14 protein-coding genes are annotated in these 16,343 nt (G+C 61.3%); 10 read left to right on the top strand and 4 right to left on the bottom strand.

Features of this window, described 5'->3' with window-relative positions:
* Positions 1-61: 61 nt before the first annotated feature.
* The 3 genes from AWX27_RS00355 (at position 62) to AWX27_RS00345 (ending at position 2,591) form a co-directional block, all read left to right on the top strand.
* On the top strand, positions 62-1,453 hold the full coding sequence (locus AWX27_RS00355) for an amino acid permease (RefSeq protein WP_047730635.1): 1,392 nt from the start codon (positions 62-64) through the stop codon (positions 1,451-1,453).
* A gap of 223 nt (positions 1,454-1,676) precedes the next feature.
* The gene (locus tag AWX27_RS00350) at positions 1,677-2,162 is read left to right on the top strand and encodes a hypothetical protein (protein ID WP_060418643.1); all 486 of its coding nucleotides are present in this window, start codon (positions 1,677-1,679) and stop codon (positions 2,160-2,162) included.
* Between the two features lie 33 nt (positions 2,163-2,195).
* The gene (locus AWX27_RS00345; protein ID WP_060418640.1) at positions 2,196-2,591 is read left to right on the top strand and encodes a pyridoxamine 5'-phosphate oxidase family protein; all 396 of its coding nucleotides are present in this window, start codon (positions 2,196-2,198) and stop codon (positions 2,589-2,591) included.
* Positions 2,592-2,691: 100 nt separating this feature from the next.
* Here AWX27_RS00345 and AWX27_RS00340 read toward each other — a convergent pair whose 3' ends face one another.
* Positions 2,692-3,102: a hypothetical protein gene (locus AWX27_RS00340; protein ID WP_038880297.1), complete on the bottom strand. Its 411-nt coding sequence runs from the start codon at positions 3,100-3,102 to the stop codon at positions 2,692-2,694.
* 184 nt (positions 3,103-3,286) lie between these two features.
* On the opposite strand from AWX27_RS00340, the gene folM reads away from it, so the two are divergent.
* From folM to AWX27_RS00320, 4 genes are all read left to right on the top strand, one after another.
* Entirely contained in the window at positions 3,287-4,009 is a 723-nt protein-coding gene (folM, locus tag AWX27_RS00335) for a dihydromonapterin reductase (RefSeq protein WP_060418637.1), read from the top strand.
* Between the two features lie 75 nt (positions 4,010-4,084).
* On the top strand, positions 4,085-4,810 hold the full coding sequence (gene rstA, locus AWX27_RS00330; protein WP_049198289.1) for a two-component system response regulator RstA: 726 nt from the start codon (positions 4,085-4,087) through the stop codon (positions 4,808-4,810).
* Positions 4,807-6,111 carry a two-component system sensor histidine kinase RstB gene (gene rstB / locus AWX27_RS00325; protein ID WP_049198288.1) on the top strand — a complete coding sequence of 435 codons (1,305 nt, stop codon included), beginning with the start codon at positions 4,807-4,809 and terminating at the stop codon, positions 6,109-6,111. Before rstA ends, rstB begins: the two co-directional genes overlap by 4 nt.
* A 34-nt stretch (positions 6,112-6,145) precedes the next feature.
* Positions 6,146-7,645: a carboxypeptidase M32 gene (locus AWX27_RS00320; RefSeq protein WP_060418634.1), complete on the top strand. Its 1,500-nt coding sequence runs from the start codon at positions 6,146-6,148 to the stop codon at positions 7,643-7,645.
* Between the two features lie 167 nt (positions 7,646-7,812).
* Here AWX27_RS00320 and AWX27_RS00315 read toward each other — a convergent pair whose 3' ends face one another.
* Positions 7,813-8,718 carry an alpha/beta fold hydrolase gene (locus AWX27_RS00315; protein ID WP_060418631.1) on the bottom strand — a complete coding sequence of 302 codons (906 nt, stop codon included), beginning with the start codon at positions 8,716-8,718 and terminating at the stop codon, positions 7,813-7,815.
* A 185-nt stretch (positions 8,719-8,903) separates the two neighbouring features.
* On the opposite strand from AWX27_RS00315, the gene asr reads away from it, so the two are divergent.
* A complete protein-coding gene (asr, locus tag AWX27_RS00310; RefSeq protein ID WP_025302975.1) occupies positions 8,904-9,179 on the top strand; it encodes an acid resistance repetitive basic protein Asr in 276 nt (91 codons plus the stop codon).
* A gap of 294 nt (positions 9,180-9,473) precedes the next feature.
* Positions 9,474-10,286 (top strand): trypsin-like serine peptidase, encoded by an 813-nt coding sequence (locus AWX27_RS00305; protein ID WP_049198285.1) that lies wholly within the window; start codon positions 9,474-9,476, stop codon positions 10,284-10,286.
* A 37-nt stretch (positions 10,287-10,323) separates the two neighbouring features.
* Here AWX27_RS00305 and AWX27_RS00300 read toward each other — a convergent pair whose 3' ends face one another.
* Positions 10,324-11,100: an AraC family transcriptional regulator gene (locus AWX27_RS00300; protein ID WP_060418628.1), complete on the bottom strand. Its 777-nt coding sequence runs from the start codon at positions 11,098-11,100 to the stop codon at positions 10,324-10,326.
* A gap of 101 nt (positions 11,101-11,201) precedes the next feature.
* Between AWX27_RS00300 and AWX27_RS00295 the strand changes: the two genes are divergently transcribed.
* Positions 11,202-12,359, top strand: a complete 1,158-nt coding sequence (locus AWX27_RS00295; protein ID WP_060419679.1) for an MFS transporter — start codon at positions 11,202-11,204, stop codon at positions 12,357-12,359.
* Here AWX27_RS00295 and hrpA read toward each other — a convergent pair.
* A complete protein-coding gene (gene hrpA / locus AWX27_RS00290; RefSeq protein WP_072265384.1) occupies positions 12,337-16,224 on the bottom strand; it encodes an ATP-dependent RNA helicase HrpA in 3,888 nt (1,295 codons plus the stop codon). The genes AWX27_RS00295 and hrpA overlap by 23 nt on opposite strands.
* Positions 16,225-16,343 lie beyond the last annotated feature (119 nt).

The raw sequence follows: 16,343 nt of genomic DNA, 5'->3' as shown, positions 1-16,343 counted from the left end.
ATACATTGTTGCCGCCAAGCAGTTCCCTTCCAGTTGTTTATTCTGCGTTCAGGATCCGTCATTGGAAAAAAAACTCGGTCTTACCGCGCTAACCGCTTTGGTGCTCAGCTCGATGCTGGGCGCCGGCGTGTTCAGTCTGCCGCAAAACATGGCGCAGGTCGCCAGCCCCGCCGCGCTGCTGCTGGGCTGGGGGATCACCGGCGTCGGCATTCTGTTTTTGGCCTTCGCCATGCTGCTGCTTACGCGTTTGCGTCCGGATCTGGACGGCGGCATCTTCACCTACGCCAAGGAAGGGTTCGGCGAGCTGGTGGGCTTCTGCTCCGCCTGGGGTTACTGGCTGTGCGCCGTGATCGCCAACGTCTCGTACCTGGTGATCGTGTTCGCGGCGCTGAGTATCTTCACCGATCGCGGCGGCAGCGTCATTCTCGGTGACGGCAATACCTGGCAGGCGCTGATCGCCGAATCCGCCCTGCTGTGGATCGTGCATGCGCTGGTGCTGCGCGGCGTGCAAACCGCGGCCAGCATCAATCTGGCGGCCACCCTGGCCAAGCTGCTGCCGCTGGGGATGTTCGCCGTTCTGGCGGCGATCGCCTTTAAAATGGACGTGTTCACGCTGGATTTCAAAGGCATCGCCCTCGGCAAGCCGGTGTGGGAACAGGTCAAGGACACCATGCTGATCACTCTGTGGGTGTTTATCGGCGTGGAAGGCGCCGTGGTGGTTTCCGCCCGCGCCCGCAATAAGAAAGACGTGGGCCGCGCCACCATGCTGGCGGTGCTGTCGGCGCTGGCGGTGTATCTGATGGTCACGTTGCTGTCGCTGGGCGTGGTGCCGCGCAGCGAACTGGCCGAAATGCGCAACCCGTCGATGGCGGTGCTGATGGTGGAACTGATCGGCCCGTGGGGAGACGTGCTTATCGCCGCCGGCCTGATCATTTCCGTGTGCGGCGCCTACCTGAGCTGGACCATCATGGCGGCCGAAGTGCCGCTGCTGGCCGCGCAGCACGGCGCGTTTCCGCGCGTGTTCGGCAAGCAGAACCGCCATCACGCCCCGTCCTCTTCGCTGTGGCTGACCAACATTGCAGTGCAGCTGGCGCTGGTGCTGATCTGGCTGACCGGCAGCAACTACAACTCGCTGTTGACCATCGCTTCAGAAATGATCCTGGTGCCTTACTTCCTGGTCGGCGCGTTTCTGTTCAAGGTGGCTTACCGCCGCCGCGACAAGCGCCTGATCTTCGCCGCGACCGGCGCCTGCGTCTATGGTTTGTGGCTGCTGTACGCGTCCGGGCTGATGCACCTGCTGATGTCGGTGCTGCTGTATGCGCCAGGGCTGTTGGTGTTCATGTATGCCCGCCGCGGCCACCGGGATATCAATCTGCTGAATCGCCTGGAAAAGAGCAGCATCTTCTTGCTGCTGGTGGCCACGCTGCCTGCCGGCTGGTTTATGTTGCACTAACATCGTCGGCCAATGCGGCTGCCCTGCAGCCGCATTTCGTTTCGCCGCTTCCCTCTTTTTTACCTCTCTCCCTGTTGTTGATCGGTCAATTGCCACGCTTGCGATCTTAAATGCAATTAATTATCATTATCATTTATAGCATCACCGGCAGGACACAGGTGAGGCCCCCGATGGCAAACATCAGGAGGTCTTGTTAAGACAGGCTGAAAATGGAAGGAATTTCATGGCTGAAAAACTGCTGCACGCACTCCCCCTGTTTGCCGCCTGGGAAGCGCTGATCGCCGAAGGCAACACGGCGTTCAATCAGCAACGCGATCGCCTGGCAATGACGCACTATCAACAGGCGCTGGAAGTCGCTCAGGCGATCCTCGCCGAGAAACCCTGGCTAAATGCGGACTATACCGCCAGATTTGAAGCGCTGAATCTTTTCGAGTCAGCCCTTGCCGCGCTGATCGTCACGTTCAACAACATGACCCATCTGCGCCTGCGGCAAAAGCCTCTGCGCGGCGTTGAGCCGCACGTGCATCAGGCCCGGCTCGCCATCGAGCAGGTGATGGAAGATACCTCGCTGTGCGAACAGATGCAGCAGGTCGCAGAACGGCACCTGCTGCGTTTCCGAATAGAGACGCTGCAGGTGCTGCGCGAACACCGGCTGCCGGAAACCAGCGTCTGCGCACCCACGGTAAACCATTCCGCCACCGTGCATTAACAACGACACCACGACCTGAGGGGTAATCTGCCAATGAATGAATTGAATGACGACATGAAGAAAATGCTGGCCAAACAGCTGCCTGTACAGGCAACCAGCAGCCCGAACGGCGTGCCCGATATCGGCCCCAAACGTTCTCTGCGCCTCTATGATGACCGTACGCTGATTTACAACGAAAATACCGGTGGCCAGACGCTGCAAAATATCAGGGAGGGATCGAAAATGGCCGTCGTGGTCATCGACCGCGAGGCGCTGGACGGTTACCGCTTCGTCGGCACCCCGGAACTGTTCCTGGCGGGCAAGCCGTTTGACGACGCGTTGGCATTTGCAGAAAAAAATGGAATGAAGCCGCCGAAATACGCGGTGCTCATTCATATAGACAGTATTTATACCCTGCGCTCCGGCCCCAATGCCGGGACCCGGCTTTAAAGGCAGGCCGCTACGCAGCGCGGAATTTCACGTTCATGGTTAGGCCATCGCGGTCAGTCAATTGCCTAACCATGAACGGGCGGCCGGTCGATGCAACCGGTCAGCTTTTAGGAGGAATGGTGACGGTCATACGCTCACCCACCAGGGCAATCGCGATGCCTTCCGCGCACTCTTTCTGAATGGCCGCCAGCTGTTGAGTCTCCAGTGCATAGGGCAGCTGAATATCAAACACCGTCAGGCCCTGCTGCTGCGCCAGGTCAATCAGGCGCACGATATTGGTTTCATCGCTGACCTGCGTTGACACCACCTGCAGCGCCAGCTCTTTCAACTGCTCTTTGCGCGTTTGTGACGTGGTCACGCGCGATTTCAACACCATGCCGAAGATCGGCATCACACCATAAATAGCATCAACAAAGCGCCAGTGCTTCCTGCACGATGCGGACAGAAAATCCATGTAGTCGAAACAGATTTTCTCACTGCGCGCGATGGATGCAAGGTGATTGCTGTTCATCCCCTCATTCCTCTCATGGCCAGTGTTAACCCGTGGTCTTTCAAGCCGCCGCCGGGCGACAACCTGAAATGCATTGGGGATCTTACATCCAGAAATGGATAATCATGCGAAGCTTTAACGACTTTCCGCCGTATAATGGCATAATTCCCCTATTGTTTGCCAGTCTGTCCAGGAGCTTTAATCAATGGAACACCCCAACTCTGCCCCGGTGCTGATTACCGGCGGCGCGCGGCGCATCGGGCTGGCGCTCGCCAAAGCGTTTCTCGAGCGCGGCGTTCCCGTCATCATCGCCTATCGCAGCGAATATCCGGCGATGGCCGAGTTGAAAACCTTGGGCGCCTGCTGCATTCAGGGCGACTTTTCCACGCACGAAGGCATCTACCTTTTCGCCGACCGGGTGCGGCAGGTGGCACCCAAACTGCGCGCGGTGATCCACAACGCCAGCGCCTGGCAGGCCGAGTCGCCGGAGGTGCCGCCGGAGCAGGTAATGGCGGCGATGCTGCAGATTCACGTCTATACGCCCTATTTGCTCAATCAACTGCTCGAATCCTGCCTGACCGGCCAGGGCCAGGCCGGTGCCGACATCATCCATCTGACCGACTACGTGGTGGAAAAAGGCAGCGACAAACACATCGCCTATGCCGCCAGCAAGGCCGCACTGGACAATATGACCCGTTCGTTTGCCCGCAAACTGGCGCCGGAGGTCAAGGTCAATGCCATCGCGCCGGCGCTGATCATCTTCAATGCGGGCGACGATGAAGCCTATCGCCAGCAGGCGTTGGCGAAGTCGCTGATGAAGGTCGCGCCGGGCGAGAGCGAAGTGGTCAACCTGGTGAACTACCTGCTGGAGAGCCGCTACGTGACCGGCCGCACCCACGGCGTCGACGGCGGGCGGCCGCTACGCTGACGCAAAGATCCGCATGGCGCATCCTCGCGGGCCGCGCTATGCTGAAATCCGCTTTTCTTATTAAAACACGGGCATATGCATAAAATTGTTTTTGTGGAAGACGATCCTGAAGTCGGCAAACTGATCGCCGCCTATCTGGGCAAACACGACATCGAGGTGCTGATCGAGCCGCGCGGCGACAGCGCGCAGGCGCGCATCGAGCGCGAGCAACCCGATTTGGTGCTGCTGGACATCATGCTGCCCGGCAAAGACGGCATGACGCTGTGCCGCGATCTGCGCCCCACCTTCCCCGGCCCGATTGTGCTGCTCACCTCGCTCGACAGCGACATGAACCATATCCTGTCGCTGGAGATGGGCGCCAACGACTATATCCTGAAAACCACGCCGCCGGCGGTGTTGCTGGCGCGCCTGCGTTTGCACCTGCGCCAACACAGCCAGCAGCCGAAAGAAGAGTCGGTTCAGCCGCTCACCCAGCACAACGCGCTGCATTTCGGGCTGTTGTGCATCGATCCGGTCAACCGGCAGGTCACGCTGGGCGAAGAAACCGTCACCCTGTCCACCTCGGATTTCGATTTGCTGTGGGAACTGGCGACCCACGCCGGGCAGATCATGGATCGCGAGGCGCTGCTGCAAAACCTGCGCGGCGTGAGCTATGACGGAATGGACCGCAGCATCGACGTGGCGATCTCCCGCCTGCGCCGCAAGCTGTACGACAACGCGCTGGAGCCGTTCCGTATCAAGACCGTGCGCAATAAAGGTTATCTGTTCGCCCCGAACGCCTGGGCATCGGTGCAACAATGAGAAAACTTTTCGTCCAGTTCTTCCTGTTGCTGTTCGTCTGTTTTCTGGTGATGGCGATGCTGGTCGGCCTGGTGTACAAAGTGACCGCCGAGCGCGCTGGCCGCCAGTCGATGGACGACCTGATGAAAAGTTCGCTGTACCTGATGCGCAGCGAGCTGCGCGAAATCCCGCTGAAGGATTGGAACAAGACCATCGCCACGCTGGATCTCAACCTGTCGTTCAAGCTGCATATCGAGCCGCTCGGCAAACAGGCGCTGAGCGAGGATCTGAAAAAACGGCTGCGGCTGGGGGAAATCATCGCCCTCGACGATCAGTACACCTTTATGCAGCGCATTCCGCGCAGCCACTACGTGTTGGTGGTCGGCCCCATTCCTTATCTGTTCTATCTGCATCAGATGCGCCTGCTGGATCTGGTGTTGCTGGTGTTTATCGGCATGTCGCTGGCGCTGCCGGTGTTTCTGTGGATGCGGCCGCACTGGCAAGACCTGCTCAAGCTGGAAAACGCCGCCCAGCGGCTCGGCGCCGGGCATCTGGATGAACGTACCCACTTCGATCCCACCTCCAGCCTGAGCCGGCTCGGCGTGGCGTTCAACCAGATGGCCGACAACGTCAACACCCTGATCGCCAGCAAGAAACAGCTGATCGACGGCATCGCCCACGAGCTGCGCACGCCGCTGGTGCGCCTGCGTTACCGGCTCGAAATGAGCGATAACCTGTCCGAAAGCGAGCAGCAGGCGCTGAACCGCGATATCGGCCAGCTGGAGTCGCTGATCGACGAGCTGCTGACCTATGCCCGTCTGGACCGTCCGCAGGTTGCGTTAAACATTGAACCCATCGATCTGCCAAAGTGGCTCGAGGACAAGGTCGATGATATCCGTCTTATTCATCAGGAACGCGACATCCAGCTCGATATCCCGCACGTCGGCGACTTCGGCGGCGTCGATCTGCGCCTGATGGAGCGCGTGCTCGACAACCTGGTCAACAACGCGCTGCGCTATTCCGAACAGCGTCTGCGCGTGGGGCTGTGGTTTGACGGCGACCTCGCCTGCTTGCAGGTCGAGGATGACGGGCCGGGCATCCCGCCGGAAGAGCGCGAACGGGTGTTTGAACCTTTCGTCCGTCTCGACCCCAGCCGCGATCGCGCTACCGGCGGCTGCGGGTTGGGGCTGGCCATCGTCCATTCCATCGCCGTCGCCTACCAGGGACAGGTGTTCGTCGAAGGCAGTTCGCTCGGCGGCGCCAGCTTCCGTTTCTGCTGGCCGGTGAAGCCGACATTCAGTTTAAAAGCCGATCTGGCGTAATACCGCCGGACCTTCTCATTGGAGCCGAATAATAATGACATCTGCACATTCCAACACGTCTGCTTACGATCACCTGCGCGCCCTGTTCAGCCGGCTGTCGCGTTTCGGCCACCTGTCCGCCATCGCCGGTTGGGACATGCAAACCATGATGCCACCGGGCGGCAGCAAGGCGCGCTCCGAAGCGCTGGCCGAGCTGAGCGTGCTGCAGCACCAAATTTTAACGGCACAAAGCACCGGCGAGCTGTTGGATCGCGCACAGCAAGAGACGCTGGACGAACTCGATCGCGCCAACCTGCGCGAAATGCGCCGCCAATATGAAGACGCCGTGCTGCTGCCGGCGTCGCTGGTCGAAGCCAAGTCGCTCGCCGGCGCGCGTTGCGAACACGCCTGGCGCGCCCAGCGCCCGGCCAACGATTGGGACGGTTTCGTCGAGAATCTGCGCGAGGTGGTCAAACTCAGTCGGGAAGAGGCGCAGATCCGCGCACAGGCAGCCGGCACCAGCCGTTACGACGCCCTGCTCAACCTGTATGAACCGGGCATGCGCAGCAGCGATCTCGACCGCATCTTCGGCGATCTGAAAACCTGGCTGCCGGATCTGCTGCAGCGCGTGGTGGCCAAACAGGCCAATGAGCCTTGCCAGACGCCGCAGGGCCCGTTCAATGTGGACACCCAGCGCCAGCTGAGCCTCAGCGTGATGAAACTGCTCGGTTTCAACTTCGACAACGGCCGCGTCGACGTCAGCGCCCACCCGTTCTGCGGCGGCGTGCCGGAAGATGTGCGCATCACCACCCGTTACAACGAGAAAGAGTTTTTGACCGCGCTGCTCGGCATCGTGCATGAAACCGGTCACGCCCGCTACGAGCAGAACCTGCCGCGCGATCTGCTCGGCCAGCCGGTCGCCCTGGCCCGTTCCACCGCTATCCACGAATCGCAGAGCCTGCTGTTCGAAATGCAGCTGGCGCGCGGCAATGAATTCCTGAAAATCTTGCGTCCGCTGGTTACCGCGCAGTTTGGCGAACAGCCGGCGCTGGAAGAAGCCAACTTCATTCGCCTCAACCAGCGCGTTAAACCGGGCCTGATCCGCGTCGACGCCGACGAGGTGAGCTATCCTGCCCACGTCATCCTGCGCTACGAAATTGAAAAAGCGCTGATCGAAGGCGATATCGAAGTGGAAGACATTCCGGCACTGTGGAATGAGAAGATGCATGCTTACCTCGGCCTCGACACCATCGGCAACTACCGCAACGGCTGCATGCAGGATATTCACTGGACCGACGGCGCTTTCGGCTACTTCCCGACGTACACGCTCGGCGCGATGTACGCCGCGCAGCTGTTCCACAGCGTGCGTCAGGCCCTGCCTTCTCTCGGCGAGGACATCGCCGCCGGCAACCTGCAGCCGCTGTTCCACTGGCTGCAGCACAACATCTGGCGCCACGGCAGCCGTTTCCCGACCGAGACGCTGATCGCCAACGCAACCGGCGAAGCGCTCAACCCACGCTATTTCCGTCAGCATTTGGAAAACCGCTACCTGTAATCTCCGCTGGCGCGGCCCTGCCGCGCCCTTTTCCCGCCTGTATGACCGGATAATGCTTCATAACGCACGTTCTGTGCCGACATCGCCTTGGCCACAGAGTGGCGGGTGGCCTCCCTCCATTTGTATGTTGTAACTAAAATAGCAAAAAACGCCGGCGTTCCGGCCTCTCATCCCAGCGCATGACGGGCGATCATCGCCGCCAGCTGCGGCCTCAACGGGGACGGCAGGTCATGCCCCATGCCCGGCATAATATGTAATCTGGCGTTGGCGACCGCGCGGGCGATCGCCACCCCGCCCGCCTTGCGCACCAGCCGATCGCGATCGCCGTGAATGACCAGCGTCGGCACGGCAATGCGCCGGCTGTAGCGACGCAGATCGCCGCTGCCGAGCAACGCGGAAAGTTGCCGCTGCATGCCTTCCGGATCCACGCCCCGCTTTAACAGCCGATGCACCAACGCATCCAGCTCCGCCTCCTCCGGTGGGTAAAACCGGGTGCCGAGCGCGCGCAGGAAGGCTTTCATCCCCTCGCGGCGTTGCTGCAGCGTCAGATCGGCCGCAGGCCGGCGCACCAACAGCCACAGCAGCGAAGGTGCCGGCGGCGGCAACAGCGGTTGATTGGTGCTGGAGAACAAGATGCACAACGAGGCGACACGCTGCGGATAGTCGGCGGCCAGCACCTGCGCGATCATGCCACCCATCGAGGCGCCCAAGACGTGGGCCTGTGGGATACGCAGGTGATCGAGCAGATGCGTCGCGTCCGCCGCCATGTCCGCCAGGGTATAAGGCACCGGCGTTTGCCAACCGAGCTGGGCGCGCAGCATCAGCAGCCACAACGGTTGCGTGCGTTGCGCCTGCGTTTTGCCGGAAAGGCCAACGTCGCGGTTGTCATAACGGATCACCCGAAATCCCTTGGCCACCAGGGCGCGGCAGAAATCGTCAGGCCACAGCAGCAGCTGTGCACCGATGCCCATGATGAGCAGCAGCGGCGGGTGCGCCTCATCGCCCCAGTCCTCATAGGCCAGCGGCACCTCGCCCTGTTCAGTCACGCCACAGCGAATCGTTATCTCTTTCATTTTAAATCCCTTTTATCGCCCCTGGCGGTCATTATAGCAGCAATCCCCCTTGCCGCCGCCGCCCTGTACATTAGGTTACAAGCCGAAACCAATCACTCACGGAAAGCCGGGCGCCGTTTGCCTACTATCATCTCAACGGCCCCGCAGTGGGGTTGATACCCAAAAGTCATATTGAGGATTCTGCGATGAAAAAAGTATTAGCTCTGGTTGTTGCCGCTGCAATGGGTCTGTCTTCCGTGGCTTTCGCTGCCGAGGCTGCCACCACCGCACCTGCGGCTACCGCAACCACCGCCACCGCTGCGCCGGCTAAAGCTCAGGTGAAACACCACGGCAAGAAAGCCCCGGTTCAGAAAGCTCAGGCGGCCAAAAAGCATCACAAAAAAGCCGGTAAGAAAGCCCCGGCTCAAAAAGCCCAGGCGGCTAAAAAGCACCACAAGAAAGCCAGCCACAAAAAAGCGTAATGACGTGAGGGTCCCCTCACCGCTTCAGGCTTGACGTGTACGACACCCGGTTCGCCGGGTGTTTTTTCATCGGGGGGTTCTCATTGATGCTGCGCCGCTACCTGTTCGAGATCGTTCTGACCGCCCTGATCCTTTGTGGACTGATCGCCGTCTTTTTTTACCTGTAGCCTGCCGCGTCGCCGGCGGGAAATTATTGAAAAATCAATTATTGCCCATCCACATGGCTGCTAAATCAGTCTATAGTTAGCATTCAGTGTGTTTATGGATGATCCGTATTTGTCAGGCAAGAGATCTATGCGCATATCCGTTTTACTGTTGCTGTGCTCACTCCCGCTCATCGCTGCTCAGGCGGCACGCGCCGACGGCCCGTCCAAGGCCGAGCAAACGCGTCTGTTTTTCGGCAAAGATGAACGAATCAAGGTCACGGATACCGCCGCCCAGCCGTGGCAGGCCATCGGCCAGGTCGAAACCGCCAGCGGCAATCTGTGCACCGCCACGCTGATCTCCCCGCACCTGGCGTTGACCGCCGGCCACTGCGTACTGGCGCCGCCCGGACAACTGGATAAAGCCATCGCGCTGCGTTTCGTGGCAGGCGATAAATCCTGGCAGTATCAAACCGGCAATATCGAGACCCTGGTCGACAGCAAACTGGGCAAAAAGCTGAAGCCGGACGGTGATGGCTGGATCGTGCCGCCCGCCGCCGCCGCCTATGACTTTGCGCTGATCCGTCTGAAAGACAAAAAGCCGCTGCCGATCGCACCGTTGCCGCTGTGGCAAGGCGACAGCAAGGCGCTGACCCAGGCCCTGAAACAGGCCAAACGGCTGATTACTCAGGCGGGTTACCCGGAAGATCATCTGGATGACCTTTACAGCCACCAAAACTGCAAGGTGACCGGCTGGGCCCAGCAAGGCGTACTGTCGCACCAATGTGATACCCTGCCCGGCGACAGCGGTTCACCGCTGCTGTTGAAAACCGCCGACGGCTGGCAGCTGATCGCCATCCAAAGTTCGGCGCCGGCGGCGAAAGATCGCTATCGCGCCGATAACCGCGCCCTGGCGGTGCCCGGCATCCGCGAAGCGCTGGACGCCCTGGCCGCAGGCAAGTAATCCTCTCTCAGCGGCGCATTATGCGCCGTTGTGCTTTTCAGCCCCCTTGCATATAGCGCCGCGGCGTGGTGCCGGTGAACTGACGGAAAAAGGCGATAAACGCGCTGTCGCTGGAAAACCCCAACCGCTGCGCCACCGCGCTGACCGACGGCAACGTCGCCAGCAGTTCGATCGCGCGCATCAACCGCCACTGCTGGCACCACTGCTGATAGCTCAGGCCGGTTTCCCGCACAAACAGCCGCGTCAACGTTTTGGCGTGCAGATTCAAGCGCTGCGCCAACGCCGCCAACCCCGGCAATTCGTCACTCTCCGGCAGCGTGGCCAGCCAGGCGGCAAGACGCCTATCCTGCGGCAGCCGCAGCTGGGTATTCTCGCGCTGCGCCTCGCTCAGCTCATTGATCAGTACCGCCAGCAAATCGCGCGCCTGGGGCTGCGCCAACGCAGAGTCCAGCGGCCAGTGCGCGATGCGCTCGACGATCGCCGCCAACAGCGGGTTCACCGCCAGCACCGCAGCCTGTGGCGGCATGGCGGCGGTCAGCGCCGGATCGAAATACAGCGAGCGATACGCGACGCGGCCGCGCAGCTGCACCCGATGCGCAATGCCGCCCGGTATCCAGACGCCGCGCGTCGGCGGCAGAATCAGCCACTGCTGCGCCAACGTGACCGTCATGCACCCCTGCGGCGCATACAGCAGCTGCGAGCGCTGATGCCAATGCAGCCCGGAGTCGTGCTCCGCCAGTTCGGCCGCAATGCCGAGCACCGGTGCCGGCAGCCGATCCGGGTCGAACGGGTGATGCTGTTGAATCAGCGCCATCAGATTGTCCTATATCCGTTGTTTTTTGTCCTAATGATTGTAATCGAACAAAGCGTCGCTCCCTATACTGGCCGCATTAACTTTTAGGGAGAATGTGCATCATGCAACGCTTATCTTTACCGCTGCTCGTCACCGCCATCATGACGCCGCAGATCCTGGAAACGCTGTACAGCCCGGCGCTTACCGCCATCCGCAGCGATTTCGGCATCAGCGCCGCGCAGGCCGGGCAGACGTTATCCATCTATTTCTTCGCCTTCGCCCTCGGCGTCGCCTTTTGGGGAGCCTTCTGCGATCGGTTCGGCCGCCGTCCGGCGATGCTGGCCGGCCTGGCGCTCTATTTGGTCGGCGCCGGCATCGCGCTGCTGAGCGGCAGCTTCACGCTGTTGCTGGTCGCCCGTGCGCTGATCGCCTTCGGTGCCGCGGTCGGTTCAATCGTCACGCAAACCATGCTGCGTGACGTCTATCAAGGCCCGGCGCTGGGGCGCATGTTCGCGCTGGTCGGCATCGCGCTTTCCATCAGCCCGCTGCTGGGAATGTTTGCCGGCGGCGCGCTGGTCGCCTGGGGCGGCAGCGCGGCGATCTTCATCGCACAGGCGGCCTGGGCGCTGGCGCTGCTGCTGTGGAGCTACGGCACATTGCCGGAAACGCAGCAGCGGCAGACCGCAACGGCCGCCGCACCGGGCATTGCCCTGACGACGATGCTGCGCGATCGGCATATCTGGTGTTCGGCACTGCTGGTCGCCAGCTTCAATATCATGGTGTTCAGCTACTTCAGCCTGGCGCCGTTCATGTTCGAAAGGCTTGGGTTGAGTAGCCAGCAGTTTGGCTACTCGGGCGTGATGCTGGCGCTGGGCAGCCTGGCGGGAGCGCTGTTGAACCGCCACCTGCTAGCGCGCGGCGTCAGCGCCAAGCGTCAGATCCTGCTGGGCGGGTTGCTGGCGATGGCCAGCGGCGTGGCATTGTTCTGGTGGCAACACAGCCTCTGGATGCTGCTTCCCTGCGCGCTGGTGATGCTGGCGTTCGGGTTGGCTATCCCGAATGTGCTGAGCCAGGCGCTGACCCGCTACCGGGAGCAACTCGGCACCGCCGGCGCGTTATTCGGGCTGCTGTACTATCTGCTGATCGGCCTGGGGTTGACGATCGCGGCACGCGGGCAGGATTTGGCCGCCACGCTGCTGCTGTGCGGCCTGTTGAGCCTGTGGTGTGTCGGCCGCTTGCCGGCCGGCGCACCTGAGCTTAGCCCGAAAGCTGCTCGATAGTTTGCAAAATACGCTTGTCGGAGATCGGGTAAGGCGTGCCCAATTGCTGCGCGAACAGGCTGACGCGCAGCTCTTCGATCATCCAGCGCACCGCTTTTACCTCTTCCTCCTGCTGTCGCTTCGGCGGCAGCTTGTTCAGCCACTGCTGCCACGCCAGCTGCACCTGCTCCACCCGCAACATCTGCGCGCGATCGCGATGCGGATCGATAGCCAGTTTTTCCAACCGACGCTCGATCGCCTGCAGGTAACGCAGCGTGTCCGGCAGGCGTTTCCAGCCGTTGCCGGTCACGAAACCGCGGTAGACCAACCCGCCGAGTTGGGTCTTGATGTCCGACAGCGCCAGCGCCAACGACATGTCCACCCGGCCTTTCAGCCGTTTGTTGATGTTGAAGACCGCCGTCAAGATCTGCTCAACCTGCTTGGCCACCTCGACGACCGTGTCGTTCAGCTCGGCGCGGATCTGCTCCTGCAGGCGGGCAAAGCCTTCCTCTTGCCAGACCGGGCCGCCGTGTTCGGCGATCAGCTTGTCGATGCCACACGAAATGCAGTCGTCGATCAGCTCCAGCACCTTACCGTACGGGTTGAAATAGAGCCCCAGCTTGGCCTTGTTCGGCAGCTTTTCATGCAGGTATTTGATCGGCGAAGGAATATTCAGCAACAGCAGGCGGCGCGTGCCCTGCCACATCGCCTGTTGCTGCTCGCTTTCGCTGTCGAACAGGCGGATCGCCACGCTGTCCTTTTCATCCACCAGCGCCGGGTAAGCCTTCATCGAATAGCCGCCGCGCTTCTGCTCGTAAAACGCCGGCAGTTGGCCAAAGCTCCAGACATGCAGATTGCTCTGCTCCAGCCCGTCGTCGGCCACCGCCGACAGCGTCTCCTGCACCTTCTCTTTCAGCTGCAGGCGCAACGCGGCCAGGTCTTTGCCTTCGCGCAGCGTCTGGTTTTTCTCGCCCACCACGCGGAAGGTCATCTTCAGGTGATCGGGCACCTGATCCCACTGCCAATCATCACGTGACACGGTCACGCCGGTCATGCGGCGCAGCTCGCGCTCCAGCGCGTCCAGCAGCGGCAATTCCAGCGCAGTGACGCGGCCAAGGAACGCCTCGGCGTAGTTCGGTGCCGGCACGAAGTTGCGGCGCACCGGCTTCGGCAGCGATTTGATCAGCGCAATCACCAGCTCGCGGCGGATGCCGGGGATCTGCCATTCGAAGCCCTGCTCCTCCACCTGGTTGAGGATTGGCAACGGAATGTGCACCGTCACGCCGTCGGCGTCGGTGCCCGGCTCGAACTGGTAGCTCAGCCGCAGCTTGAGGTTGCCCTGATGCCAGAAATTCGGGTAGTCGAGCGCGCTGATCTTGTTGGCGCCGTCCTTGATCAGCATCTCTTTTTCGAAGTTCAGCAGGTCCGGCTGCTGTTTGGCCGCGTTCTTCCACCAGCTGTCGAAATGACGGCCGGAAACCACGTCGTTGGGGATGCGGCGATCGTAGAAGCCGAACAGCGTTTCGTCGTCTACCAAAATGTCGCGGCGGCGCGATTTATGCTCCAGCTCTTCCACTTCGGCGCGGAGCTTTTGGTTTTCGCGGAAGAAGGCGTGGCGCGTCTGCCAGTCGCCCTCCACCAGCGCATGGCGGATAAACAGCTCGCGGCACAGCAGCGGATCGATGGCGCCGTAATTGACCTGGCGCGCCGCGACGATCGGCAGACCGAACAGCGTGACCTTTTCGCTGGCCATCACCGCCCCCTGCGATTTCGACCAGTGCGGCTCGCTGTAGCTGTGTTTCACCAGGTGCTGAGCCAGCGGCTCAATCCATTCCGGTTCAATGCGCGCGGCGATGCGCCCCCACAGGCGGCTGGTTTCCACCAGTTCGGCCACCATGGTCCACTTCGGCGGCTTCTTGAACAGGCCGGAGCCGGGGAAGATCGAGAAACGGGCGTTGCGCGCGCCGGTAAATTCCTGCTTGTCCGCATCCTTCTGGCCAATGTGCGACAGCAAGCCGGTCAGCAACGCGGTGTGCACGCTGCGATAGTCGGAAGGCGTGCTGTTGATCGGCAGCCCCAGCTCTTTCGCCACCTGGCGCAGCTGGGTATAGATATCCTGCCACTCGCGCACCCGCAGGTAGTTGAGGAAATCGTTGCGGCACAGCCGGCGGAACTGGCTGGAAGAGTTCGCTTTTTGCTGCTCCTGCAGATAATCCCACAGGTTGACGAACGCCAGGAAGTCCGAGTCTTTATCGGCAAAGCGGCGGTGTTTTTCATCCGAGGCCTGCTGCTTGTCCATCGGGCGCTCACGCGGATCCTGAATCGACAGCGCGGCGGTGATGATCATTACCTCGCGTACGCTGCCGCTCTTCTGCGCCTCCAGCACCATGCGCGCCAAACGCGGGTCGATAGGCAACTGCGCCAGCTGGCGGCCCTGCGGCGTCAGCTGATAGTGGCCGTTATCGGCGGTGGCGATCGCCCCCAGCTCTTCCAGCAGGCGCACGCCATCCTGAATATTACGCTTGTCCGGCGCCTCGACGAACGGAAACGCGGCGATGTCGCCCAGCCCCAGCGAGGTCATCTGCAGAATGACCGACGCCAGGTTGGTGCGCAGAATTTCCGGATCGGTAAACGCCGGCCGCGAGAGGAAATCCTGCTCGGAGTACAGACGGATGCACACCCCTTCCGATACGCGACCGCAGCGCCCTTTACGCTGGTTGGCGGAGGCCTGCGACACCGGTTCGATCGGCAAGCGCTGCACCTTGGTGCGGAAACTGTAGCGGCTGATGCGCGCGGTGCCCGGATCGATGACGTACTTGATGCCCGGCACCGTCAGCGAGGTTTCCGCCACGTTGGTGGCCAGCACGATGCGCCGGCCGTGGTGCGACTGGAATACCCGGTTCTGCTCGCTGTTCGACAGGCGCGCATACAGCGGCAGCACCTCGGTATGCGGCAGATTGAGGCGGTTCAGGGCGTCGGCGGTATCGCGGATCTCGCGCTCGCCGCTCATGAAGATCAGAATGTCGCCCGGCCCTTCGCGCCCAAGCTCGTCCACCGCATCGAAAATCGCCTGCAGCTGGTCGCGATCGGTATCGTCGCCGTCGTCGACCACCGGGCGGTAGCGTACCTCCACCGGGTAGGTGCGGCCGGAAACCTCGATGATCGGCGCATTGTTGAAATGGCGCGAGAAGCGCTGCGGATCGATGGTCGCCGAAGTGATAATCACCTTGAGATCCGGGCGCTTCGGCAACAGTTCGCGCAGGTAGCCGAGAATAAAGTCGATGTTGAGGCTGCGTTCGTGCGCTTCATCGATGATCAGCGTGTCGTACTGCATCAGCAGGCGGTCCTGCTGAATTTCCGCCAGCAAGATACCGTCGGTCATCAGCTTGACCAGAGTATTTTCCCCCACCTGATCGTTGAAGCGCACCTTGTAGCCGACGCTGCCGCCGAGCGGGGTTTCCAGCTCGTCGGCGATGCGGTTGGCAACGGTGCGCGCCGCCAGGCGGCGCGGCTGGGTATGGCCGATCAGCCCTTTCACCCCGCGTCCCAGTTCCAGACAGATCTTCGGCAGCTGGGTGGTTTTCCCCGAGCCGGTTTCCCCGGCGACGATCACCACCTGGTGATCGCGAATGGCGTTTAAAATGTCCTGCTTTTTTTGGCTGACCGGCAGGCTTTCCGGATAGGTAATGCGCGGGCAAGACGCGGCGCGCGCCTGCACTTTTTGCCGCGCCGCCGCGATGTCGCTTTCTACTTCGGCGGCAACCGCCAGCTGGGCATCGGGATTTTTGATTTTTCGTGCGCCCTGCAGGCGACGACGCAGGCGTTGTTGATCGCGGAGCATCAGCTCACCCAGTTGGGCCGGCAGTGCCTCGAGCGGAGATTTCACGTTCGGTGTTCCTTGTTTCTTCGCCGCCAAGGCAGGCTTAGCAACGGTTTGGTGTTTTTTTAGCGATTTTTTTACTTTAGCCGCACAGCCTATCACAAACGGCTTTCTCCCCCTACTTC

This window comes from Serratia sp. 2880STDY5682894 (assembly GCF_001537385.1).
Taxonomy (GTDB): Bacteria; Pseudomonadota; Gammaproteobacteria; order Enterobacterales; family Enterobacteriaceae; genus Serratia; species Serratia nevei.
Note: the sequence above shows the minus strand (reverse complement) of the source record. Positions and strands in the feature narration are given on the sequence as shown.